Here is an 11,075-nt window from a genome sequence, read left to right as displayed (position 1 = left end):
ACTGGGATATTTATTCCAAATCACTTTACCATAATGAAACCGCCCTGCCCTAACCCCCCCTTCCAAAACAAATGCGTTTTGATACCGACTTTGAAAAATCCTTGCTTAACAAAGGGGGAATTATAAAGGAGAATGGTAAATTCTTTTTTGGAAACCGCCTAAGCCCTTTAGGGCTATTATCCTTAAGTTTATAGGTGGGGCGATGCCCTGCCCTAGGGTGAAGCTTTTAATGCTTCTGCTGACGAGACATATTATTTTTTGCCTATAAAAAAGTTGTGCTAAGTTTTTTCATTCTCTTAACACAATTTTAGGCTTTTTGTTATCTGTTCTTACAAAATATTAACTTTTGATAAGCTAAGACGCATTTAACTTACATTTTCTATTAATTCTAAAAAATAATCTAAAGTTTTAACTTTTAACTCTTTCCTTTTCCCTTTTCCCTTCCATCACCAGACGACTTAAATGCAAACTAACTTACTTTAGTCATTTACAGTTAAAAGCTCAATTCTCAATGGTCAATTCTTGAAGTATAGTAAAAGAAACATGATTAATAGCTAATTGACCAATAGAAACTTTTTCTTTATTAACAGGATTACCTTCACTCATAAGGGTTTCAAAAGGTACATCTTTCGCCATTTCTACATGATACCATGACAATCCCATAAAAAATCGAGTCGGATAAGGTCCACCAGTATCTAAATCATCGGGATTTGATTCCATTGGCAACCAACCAATAGTCGGTAAATAAAACTCCATCCAGACATGATTAAAATCAGGCACTAAAGGCACACCAAAATTTAATACTTTTAATGGACATTTATACCTCCCGACGGTACGACTAGCAATACCATTTAACCTTGATAAAGCTAATAATAATCCTAAATATTCTCCACAAGAACCAACTCCTCTTTTTAAAACTAGATCTGGTGTATCAATATGAGGTTTAATGCCATAGGTAAGGTGATCATAAACATAGTTACGAATACTATACATTTTTCTTAAAAGATTCGTTTCTGTGCCTCTAGCTTCTTCTGCCCCCGTTAGAATTATATCAGTATTCATCGCTAAGTTATCATCATCAATCAAATATTTACTTTGATACTCAGGAGATAAAGGGGGTAAACTTTCACAATCACGAGGTTTAATTTGATATTTGATACTCCATACCTCTAAAATTGCTCTCCAACCAAAAACAAAACGCTTATCAGAGTTAAAGTCAGAAAACTTAAATAAGGCTACTTTTTGCCCATGATAATCCTCTTCAATATATTCTAATCCCACTGGTTCAAGGCTTCTGATTTTCTGTCTATCACTTTCGGTAGGTAAAGCAATACGCCATTCTAAATCTTTAAATTCTACAGCATCTAAAGGTGAAATTTCCTCTACATAAGTCATTTCTAACAAAAAGCCATTAGACAAAGTATATTTATTTTCTTGATCATATTTAAAATATAGAGGATGAATAAAAGTACGATCACGGTATAATAATTCGTGATTAGGTTCAGCGTTAGGATTATCCCGAATATAAGGCTCTTGATCAGTATAAGCTATATATAAAAGATCTTTATCATTTTCTTGATCATGATAAAATGCCAGAGCCGTGGGATATTCAAAAGGCGTTAATAGACTATACTTAATTTTACCAGTTGCTCTATCTAAACAATAGACACTCTGTTCGAGATAATCACATAACCAAATTTCCTCCCCTTTGATAGTAATATTTTCTGCACCAATACCAGGGGCATAAAATTTTGTGACTGTATCACCAGTATTGGAATAAACTAAAATTTGTCCTGTTTTTTCACAGGTAATATAAACGGTATTCTCGTAAAGGGCGATGCCATTAGCAGGATAAGAAATAGAGAATAAAAATTGAGGAGGGGAGACTATTTCTAATTGGTTGTTTTTAAATTCAATACCACAAGTATAAATGCGCTCTCGACAGGTAAACCAGAGCTTATTTTCAGCAAAGCATAACCCTTTTACTCCAATAAAATCTTGCCAATAAGAGCTATTAACTATTTTTGTGATACTATTACGGGGATTTATTTGGAATAAATATCCATTACGAGAATCTACCGGAAATAAAGATTGATTCGTAAAAGCAATTCCATCAAGGGAAGTAGCAATTATGGGGCGAATTGTAGAGTAAAATTGACTTTCGGTATGAGAATTAAAATTCATGGCTCAAATTAATTGCTTGAGTGCAACAATAATGGGGGATTAATTAATCAAAATTTATGTATATTTATCAATATTAAATATACTTGTAATAATTAGAAAAATTAGGGATAAATCCTTAATGTGGAAACAATAAAAATTATTTTTTTCCGAATTCTAATCGAAAATTACACATAAACTAATTAATCATATCTTAAGTACTAGCAGACATTGGCACTCCCTCGTTAAATCAAAAATTGTAACGAAAGATTCTTGTTTCATTTTGTTTTTTTGACTGCCCACATTACTGTTTACGAGTCATGTGCTTATTTTATCATGGATTTTTAAGCATCGCTCAATTTATTTTTGCCTGATATATACTGGGTCAAAATCAAAATTACATAATTATTCTCTGTATAATGGATTTAACGGAAAATTTCAAGTCAAAACTAAATAAAATTATTTATATGAAATATCCCATTACGATGTATCAGGATGAAGATGGATGGTATGTTGTCGAATGCCCGATTATTCCAGGATGTTTGAGTCAAGGGAAAACAAAAGAAGAAGCTATATCTAATATACAAGAGGCGATCTCACTTTGTTTAGAAGTAAGGCAAGAAAAAGGATTACCTTTGACTATTGATTATTTTGAGTTAGAGGTTTGTGCCTAAATGGGGAAAATACCGCAAATTTCAGGAGATGATGCTGTTAAAATATTCAAAAAATTAGGGTGGAAATTATCACGACAAAAAGGTAGTCACATGATTATGACGAAAGATGGTTCAATTTACACTTTATCTATTCCTAAAAAGTGAGTTTTAGCACCTGGATTATTAAGAGATTTAATGAACAAAGCAAATATCTCTCGATGATTTTATCAGATTGTTATAAGTATCTCTTTTTTTATGCCCTCTCTTCTGTTTAATTTGTTAATTAATTCTCAATATAGTGAACAATTTAACACTTTATCTTTATTATTGATTATTCAATATCTATTATTCATTATTCATTACTAATTCTCTATACCTGAACCCTGAAAATTTAACTATCCATAACACAGACTACTCTAAAGCCAATAAAATTATAATTAGAGTCTGGGGCGTAATTTCCTCTTTTTGCACTACGACAATATTCTGATGATAGAGACCAAGAGCCTCCTCTCACTACTCTGTGTTGATTTAGTGCCGAAGCATAAAAAGCTGAACCATTTTTGGGTTTATGAATGTAGTTGGTAGCGTAATTATCTTCACACCATTCCCAAACATTACCATGAAAATCATATAAGCCAAAAGGATTGGGATAAAAGTTATCGACAGGAGTAGTTTTTTTGTCTAATTTACTAGCATTTTTTTTGTTTTCGTTATTTTGTGTATTGTTATAGTTAGCAAAATCTGGAGTTATGGTTTCTCCAAAAAAGAAAGGAGTATTTGTGTTGCCACGACAAGCATATTCCCATTCTGATTCCGTTGGCAGTCGATAATTTCTTCCAGTATATTTACTCAAACGTTTACAAAATTCTTGGGCATCTAACCATGACACTTTTTCTACGGGTAAATTATCTCCTTTATAAAAAGAAGGGTTATTTTTGATGGGGCGACTAATTTTTGAAAATGATGATACTGTGCGCCATTGTAGTTGAGTAATGGGATATTTACTCATATAAAATGAATTGAGTTTTACTAAATGTTGGGGATTTTCGTCTTTATCTCTACCATTTTCATTACTATTTGATCCCATCATAAATGATCCAGACGGAATGAGTATCATATCAAGGTTAACTCCTTCTCCAATATATTCGATAAAAAATTGTCCTGTTTTGGTGATGAGATTTTTTTTGATACTCGACATTAAGCCAAATAATTTTTTTTCTTGTTCAATAGTTACTGTTTCAAAAGTAAATTCTTCTATATTAGGATAATTTGTTTTTGGCTTGATAATGGTAGGAGGTGCAGTTATAGGGGAAATATTTTGAACAATAGTTTCTTCATTTGTGACTACTTGAGATAATATTGCTGATAATTTTTCTTTGCTAATTTTTTTTTGTTGGGCTGTATTGTTGTTTATTGTTACGGAATTTTCTTTGAATAGTTGAAAAAAATCTCGTAAATATTGGGGGCGTTTTTCGGAGTTTAATTCCATACCCTTAAGAATAGCTTGGTTAAAATTATCACTAATAGCCGGATTTAACTGTTGAGGAGGAATTAAATCTTTATACTCCCTAAATTTAGCAGAAGTTGGTAATTGAGCCGTAACTAACACATAAAGAGTAGCGGCTAAAGAATAAATATCTGTACAAGGTCGAATCTTACCATTTTTTTGTAATTGTTCGGGAGAAGAAAAGGAATCTGTCATGGTATTTTGATTTTTTCTCGGTGCTAAGGCAAAGAGTTTAATTGCTGATCCATAATCGCTTAAAATTGGCTCTTGGCTATTTTGATCAAGGATAATATTTTGTGGTTTAATCTCTTGATGAATGGATTTATTTTGATGTAAAACGTTAATAGCTGAACCTATTTTCATAATTAATTTTAAGGCTTCCTCTGGTTCAAATTTACCTTTGTGATCAACATGAGTTGCTAAATCTATTCCTTCGAGATAATCCATTACCATATAAAATTTTTTCCCTTCTAGGAATACTTGAGGGTAAAGATTAATAAGATTTGGATTTTGACAGTTATTTGCTATTTGTTGTGCTTGTTGAATTAATTTTTGTGCTAATACTTCTCCATTTTCTTGCTCTCGCCAAAATATATCAATAGCTTTAATGGTAACTAATTGAGAGTTTTTGGTATCTTTGGCTCGATAATAAAATCCAGTACCACTTCTGGGTAAAATAGACTCTATTACATACTCACCATTATTAAGTTGTTTTCCCTTTTTCCAATTACTCATTTATACTAAAAACTTGTTTGATCACTGATTCAATCATAATAGAATTTAGGAGCAATTAATAGTAAAAAAATATCAACTCTGAAGTTAATAAGCTGGATGGGTGTTGGTAGTTGTCAAATATTTTGTTTCAATAGATTTTTCTATCTCTTGACTACTTACAGGCTTACCAAATAAATAACCTTGTATATATTCACATTGATGTTGTTTGACTTTCAAAAATTGAACTTCCGTTTCTACTCCTTCTGCTACAACTTCCATATCCAAATTATGGGCTAAGGTGACAATGATTTCTAGTATTTTTTCCTTTCTTTCTTCTTTGCCAATAGCCCGAATAAAACAAGCATCAATTTTTAACACATCAATGGGAAATTTATATAAACGACTCAGAGAAGAATAACCTGTGCCAAAATCATCAATACAAAGTTTTACTCCTAACTCTTTTAATTCATTTAGCATGATGTCGGCTTTATTATCGGTTTCTAAAATTGCACTTTCTGTAATTTCTAATTTAATTAAGTGGCGATCGCATTTAGTCTTCTGTAAAATTTGCTCTACGTCATGAACAAAATTAGATTGTTTCAATTGACGAGGAGAAAGATTAATATTCATAAATAAGTTATGATTAGGAATTAATCCTTGCCATAGACGACATTGAGTACAAGCCTGACGTAATACCCATTCACCAATTTCTACAATTAATCCAGTTTCTTCGGCTAAAGGAATAAATCTTGCTGGAGAGATAAAACCTTCTTCAGGATGATGCCAACGTAATAAAGACTCAAAACCGACAATACTTTGATTAGCTACAAATATAATTGGTTGATAATACAATTCGAGTTGTTCTTTTTCTAAAGCCTTACGCAAATCATTTTCTAAATTTAGCCTTGTTACAGCTACTTTGTGCATAGTTTTATTAAAAATAGCTGATCTAGATTTACCTAAAGACTTGGCTCGATACATAGCTAAATCAGCATCTCTTAACATTTCTTCTCCCGTTTCATAGCCCATGGTACTCATTGTTATACCTAAACTTGCAGAAGTAAATACTTCTTGAGATCCTAAAATTAGCGGTTGTTGTAAAGCAGTTTGAATATCATTAGTAATTTGAGAAATAATTCCTAAATCTTTAACATCTTCAATAATAATAGTAAATTCATCTCCTCCTAAACGAGCTAATTTATCTTGAGGACGAATTGCATTTTTAATTCTATGTGCTACTTCTTGTAAAAAAATATCTCCGATAGAATGCCCAAGGGTATCATTAATTAATTTAAAACCATCTAAATCTAAAAATAATAAAGCAAAAATATAATCTTGATACTGATTCGCTTTAACTAAACTAGCTTGTAACGTTTGTAAAAACCAAGCACGATTATGAAGCCCCGTTAAAGAGTCATGAAAAGCGTCATAAACTAATCTTTTTTGATCATTAATTTTATCGGTAACATCTCTTTGTATCGCTAAATAATGGGTTATTTCACCAGCACTATTCTTAATCGGTTCAATATGCCATTGATTATAAAACTCTGTACCATCTTGACGATAGTTAATCGCTTCTCCAAAAAAAACTTGTCCGTTTCGTAATTTTTCTTTTAAATCTTTAAAAACTTTACGATCAGTATTCGGTCCTTGTAAAATACGAGGAGTTTTCCCTATAATATCATGGGTACAATAACCAGTCATTTTGGTAAAGGCTTTATTGACAAAAATAATTTCAGGGCCGGGATAATCTAATTCAGTGGTAGTAATAACAATAGAATCATGAGCGCTATGAACAGCTGCAGCCAATAAAGTAATTTGCTCTTGGCTATTTTCGATACAAGAATCCGAGAATTTTTCTTGAGGGCTAGGAAGAGATAAAGGTATTTTACCCTCAGAGTTACTTTTATTAAAATCCGTTAAATTCTTATCTGTAATCATGATGATTATTAGTTTTTCTTAATTAACAACAAGGAAAATAAAATTTAGTACATCGATCTAGTTGTTAATATTTGAGTATATATGAGTTATGCACAATTATAAAATAAATATTAAGATTATTAACAATGAAACATTAGGAATGAGGAATGAGGAATGAAGATTTTATCAGAGCATCGTTACAAGAGTGTCCATTACCGCAACTTCTGCAACAAGTCTATTTGATAGTTGAAATAAAATCTGAGTTATAATTGGGAAAAAAATAGCACAGAAAAAGGCATGAAGCGTCCTTCCAGATCGAAAAATCCTTACCCCTATGATAACTACTCTCAACCTCCCACTCGCAAAGGAGAAAAATCATCATCACTACTTAATAGTATTAACTACACTTTAGCCGCTATTTGTGCAGGTATTTTTATATTAGGTATTGGCGTTGGTATCGCTTTAAGTTCTGGACAAGTTACTACTGGCAATAACGTCGCATCTCGTGAAGTAATCGATCGAAGTGCTCCTAATCCAGAAATTTGTGTACAATTTGGTGCTAGTGCTATTGTTTCTGATTTACGGATATTTGTTACCCTGAATCCTTTTAATGTTTATGTAACTCAACCAAATATGCGTCCGGGATGTGTGTTAAGAAAAAATAATTGGTCAATATTAGAACAACAAAAATTAGTTACGGATAGTCAAGTAAGAGAATGCAAAAATCGGATGAATACTTTTGGATTCACTGGTACTTTAGAAAGTTCTCCGAAAATAGAATGTATTTATCAGAATGATGCTGCTGGAAATTTATTTCTTAATCGACCTGGTGCTGTTGATCCTCAACCTACGGAAAGTTTTTAAGATTACCACTATCAAGGTTGTGATTTGTAGATTGCAGATAAAATTGTAGCTTTAACTGATTCAAATTGTTTTTTTAGAATTATTTTACTTAACTCAGGTTGACTTTTTCCTTGCCATGAAGAACTTTTTATAATAAATTTATCTAATTGTTTTATTTTTTCTTCATTGATTTTTACAGTTAATAACTGTTTATATTTTGTTGGTTTATTAATCTCAAATAGCATAATATAATATAAATTTTTAGCCACTAGATTATGACTAATTTGATAACCAATTTCTGTTTTTAAATCTAAATAACAAGGCAACCATTTAGGCTCATATTGACGAGAATAAAGTAAATTAACCCATAAAATCATCGGATGGGGATCAAGTTGAAACATAAAATGATTAAAACAAAGAGTTGATTTTGGTTGAAATGTATTGACATCCTCAGAGTCTAACATCGTCCATAAACTGGAAAATGTCCCTTCTTGGGAGTCTGTTAAACAGGGAAAAACAATCTTTTTCTGGGGTTTATCTTCAGGCCAATTACTTTGTAAATATATTTGTTGTAAAGATTGAACTTTGTGATTATTCTGAACATTAATGGTTGAAGATACCGAGGTTTTATCTGAAGTATGTTTTTTATTATATTCTCTTTCTAAAGGAGTAATAATTCTAAGAATTTCACCAATATTTTGAGGGCGATCGGCAGGAGATTTAGACAAACATCTCATGATGATATTTTCCAAGTCTTGAGGTATTTGTATATAACTAGGAAAAGGTTGAGGTATATTTTCTTGATGTGCCTTATACCATGATTGAAAAGTACGATTTTCAGGAACAATAGGAGTTTTTTGGGTTAACATTTGATACATTAACACCCCCAAACTATAAATATCCGAAGTTGGGTGTAATTCTTCTTCTGCCATTTGTTCAGGAGAACAGTATTCAGGAGTACCCATGAAACTTTGTTGTGTTGTGCCTTGATTAGGATTACGAATTTGGGCAATACCGAAATCTAAAATTTTGACAATTTGTTCTTTTTCAGTATTTTTAGCTAAAAAAATATTACTAGGTTTAATATCCCGATGAATAATGGGAGCTAATTCGCCATTTACTAAAATACCGTTATGGGCACATTCTAAACCCAAACAAATTTGACGAGTTAAATATAAAAACCGATTAATAGAAATAGCTTTTTTTTTCACCATATGATCTAAATCATCCCCTTCTAAATATTCCATCACATAAAAGGGTACTTGATCATTCCCTAAACCATAATCTTTTACTTTAACAATATGATTACTTTGTTCTCCTAATAAAGCACTTATTTTCGCTTCCGTTTCAAATCGATGACGCATTTTCTCATCTAATAGCGCCTGAGATAAAAATTTGATAGCAACAATGGTATCCCCTGATGATTTATCCATCGCTTTAAAAACTTGCCCCATTGCACCTCTACCAATTTGACTAATTAATTGATAACGATTTGCCAATAAATCATCGGAATCTTTACCAAAAGATTTTACTAGATCTGATAATGGTTTAAACATTGATTCAGTTTGGAGGTAGCTATAGTATCTTAGTTATTACATTCTAACATTACGAGGATTTTTTCTCTCCTAACTTTAGGCAATCAGATTAAGTATATTGTTTTTTCGTGTTCAAAATTAGTTGCTTCCGCCATTCAAGGAATTAGATTAAGGGCGTTCAATTTTATTAGTACTTTTTTTAGCAAAATTTTAACGAATATCTTTATTTACAGAAGTTTTATATTTAGTAAATAGTATTACATAGATAATTCCTAATTCCTAATTCCTCATTAATTAACAAATTTAATATCTTATTTGTTTTGCTGTTTCAAAAAATACTCTCACACTTTCTTCAGGTGTTCCTACTAATACACCATGACCAAGATTCAGAATGTGTCCATTGTTACCAGCTTTATTCACAGTATCATGTATTCTTTGTTTAATAAACTCCGGTGAACCAAATAAAACACCTGGATCTATATTTCCTTGTACTTTCATTTGTTGTCCTAGTCTTTGCCTAGCTTCAGCCATATCCACAGTCCAATCAACACTAACAATATCAACACCAGATTGACCCATTCTTTCTAAAACACCAGCACTACCGCTAATATAAAGAATTAAAGGGGTATCGGGATGAGTAGCTTTTACTTGTTCAACAACTCTTTTTTGATATGGTAAAGCAAAGGTTTCATAGTCTTGAGGGCTTAATTCTCCTGCCCATGAGTCAAACATTTGTACAACTTGAGCTCCACAATCGATTTGATAACGAACATAAACAGCGATCGCATCAGCAACTTTACCTAAAAATTGATGTAGAATATCAGGCTCAGAAAAAGCCATACTTTTAATGACGGCATAATTTTTTGAGCTTTTACCTTCAATAGCATAAGCGGCTAAAGTCCAAGGTGCACCCACAAAACCTAAGACAGTAGATTTATTGCCAACTTCTTGGCGTAAAGTACTAAGAATAGTTTTAATAAAAGGTAAAGATTCTTCTGGATTTAAAGGGTGTAATTTTTCAACTTGCTCTAAACTACGAATAGGGGGATCAATAATAGGACCTTTACTTTCAATAATATCAAAAGGAATACCAATACCGGGCAAGGGTGTTAAAATATCAGAGAACATAATTACCCCATCTGGTTGAAAAGCGTACCAAGGCTGAAGGGAAATTTCAATAGCTAAATCGGCATTTTCTGATCTTTCACGAAATCCGGGATATTTATCTCTTAATTCACGATATACTTTCATATAACGTCCGGCTTGACGCATCATCCATACCGGAGGACGCTCTAACATTTCACCACGGGCTACCCTTAATAGACAAGGCAAATCGCTCATTATATCTTTAATCTTATAAATTTAAGTGCATTTCATAGCTTATCACTACACCTATGAACTCTCCAAAAAATGTAACGATGTGTGAAGAATTAGCAATGGGTTTAACTCATATCTTGCACCTAGTTGAAAATTGGCTTGTGAGAGGGAGTAATCAGTAATGAGTAATCAGTAATCAGTTTCAGTTTCAGTTTCAGAATTGACACTAACAGCTATAAAATTGATTACCTCACTTTAGGCTATTAAGTTAAGTATTTTTGTTCTGATGCAAGATCTCAGTTTAAGGCTTTTGTTAAAAATAATTAGGTGTTTCCCTTTTTTTTTTAATACACGAGTGCAAAATAAAAACTAAGATAAGATTTGGATAGTTTAAATCAATTTTATTCACAAATCCGCTCTTGCCAA

General features: G+C 32.0%; 8 protein-coding genes. 3 read left to right on the top strand and 5 right to left on the bottom strand.

Translation table 11 applies throughout. The annotated features are described in order from the left end of the window. Positions 1-501: 501 nt before the first annotated feature. The gene (locus FWJ34_RS14560; RefSeq protein WP_308256056.1) at positions 502-2,184 is read right to left on the bottom strand and encodes a transglutaminase family protein; all 1,683 of its coding nucleotides are present in this window, start codon (positions 2,182-2,184) and stop codon (positions 502-504) included. 443 nt (positions 2,185-2,627) lie between these two features. Between FWJ34_RS14560 and FWJ34_RS14555 the strand changes: the two genes are divergently transcribed. Both FWJ34_RS14555 and FWJ34_RS14550 read left to right on the top strand, forming a co-directional pair. Further along, the gene (locus FWJ34_RS14555; RefSeq protein WP_308256055.1) at positions 2,628-2,834 is read left to right on the top strand and encodes a type II toxin-antitoxin system HicB family antitoxin; all 207 of its coding nucleotides are present in this window, start codon (positions 2,628-2,630) and stop codon (positions 2,832-2,834) included. After that, positions 2,835-2,978, top strand: coding sequence for a type II toxin-antitoxin system HicA family toxin (locus FWJ34_RS14550; protein WP_308256054.1), 144 nt, complete (start codon positions 2,835-2,837; stop codon positions 2,976-2,978). A gap of 226 nt (positions 2,979-3,204) precedes the next feature. Here the strand turns inward: FWJ34_RS14550 and FWJ34_RS14545 are convergent, their stop codons facing one another. Next, the gene (locus tag FWJ34_RS14545; protein WP_308256053.1) at positions 3,205-5,055 is read right to left on the bottom strand and encodes a bifunctional serine/threonine-protein kinase/formylglycine-generating enzyme family protein; all 1,851 of its coding nucleotides are present in this window, start codon (positions 5,053-5,055) and stop codon (positions 3,205-3,207) included. A gap of 84 nt (positions 5,056-5,139) precedes the next feature. Beyond that, positions 5,140-6,975 carry an EAL domain-containing protein gene (locus tag FWJ34_RS14540; RefSeq protein WP_308256052.1) on the bottom strand — a complete coding sequence of 612 codons (1,836 nt, stop codon included), beginning with the start codon at positions 6,973-6,975 and terminating at the stop codon, positions 5,140-5,142. A 276-nt stretch (positions 6,976-7,251) separates the two neighbouring features. On the opposite strand from FWJ34_RS14540, the gene FWJ34_RS14535 reads away from it, so the two are divergent. Further along, a complete protein-coding gene (locus tag FWJ34_RS14535; RefSeq protein ID WP_308256051.1) occupies positions 7,252-7,818 on the top strand; it encodes a DUF3172 domain-containing protein in 567 nt (188 codons plus the stop codon). 11 nt (positions 7,819-7,829) lie between these two features. Here the strand turns inward: FWJ34_RS14535 and FWJ34_RS14530 are convergent, their stop codons facing one another. Together FWJ34_RS14530 and hemE are read right to left on the bottom strand one after the other, a co-directional pair. Next, positions 7,830-9,353: a serine/threonine-protein kinase gene (locus FWJ34_RS14530; protein WP_308256050.1), complete on the bottom strand. Its 1,524-nt coding sequence runs from the start codon at positions 9,351-9,353 to the stop codon at positions 7,830-7,832. A 282-nt stretch (positions 9,354-9,635) separates the two neighbouring features. Further along, positions 9,636-10,673 (bottom strand): uroporphyrinogen decarboxylase, encoded by a 1,038-nt coding sequence (gene hemE, locus FWJ34_RS14525; protein ID WP_308256049.1) that lies wholly within the window; start codon positions 10,671-10,673, stop codon positions 9,636-9,638. Positions 10,674-11,075: the final 402 nt, after the last annotated feature.

Origin of the sequence: Geminocystis sp. GBBB08 (assembly GCF_016743215.1) — a bacterium.
GTDB lineage: Bacteria > Cyanobacteriota > Cyanobacteriia > Cyanobacteriales > Cyanobacteriaceae > Geminocystis.
Note: the sequence above shows the minus strand (reverse complement) of the source record. Positions and strands in the feature narration are given on the sequence as shown.

Bases quoted from the DNA above. Each gene is read 5' to 3' on its own strand.
- FWJ34_RS14560 (WP_308256056.1), bottom strand. From the start codon at position 2,184: ATGAATTTTAATTCTCATACCGAAAGTCAATTTTACTCTACAATTCGC.
- FWJ34_RS14555 (WP_308256055.1), top strand. From the start codon at position 2,628: ATGAAATATCCCATTACGATGTATCAGGATGAAGATGGATGGTATGTT.
- FWJ34_RS14550 (WP_308256054.1), top strand. From the start codon at position 2,835: ATGGGGAAAATACCGCAAATTTCAGGAGATGATGCTGTTAAAATATTC.
- FWJ34_RS14545 (WP_308256053.1), bottom strand. From the start codon at position 5,055: ATGAGTAATTGGAAAAAGGGAAAACAACTTAATAATGGTGAGTATGTA.
- FWJ34_RS14540 (WP_308256052.1), bottom strand. From the start codon at position 6,975: ATGATTACAGATAAGAATTTAACGGATTTTAATAAAAGTAACTCTGAG.
- FWJ34_RS14535 (WP_308256051.1), top strand. From the start codon at position 7,252: ATGAAGCGTCCTTCCAGATCGAAAAATCCTTACCCCTATGATAACTAC.
- FWJ34_RS14530 (WP_308256050.1), bottom strand. From the start codon at position 9,353: ATGTTTAAACCATTATCAGATCTAGTAAAATCTTTTGGTAAAGATTCC.
- hemE (WP_308256049.1), bottom strand. From the start codon at position 10,673: ATGAGCGATTTGCCTTGTCTATTAAGGGTAGCCCGTGGTGAAATGTTA.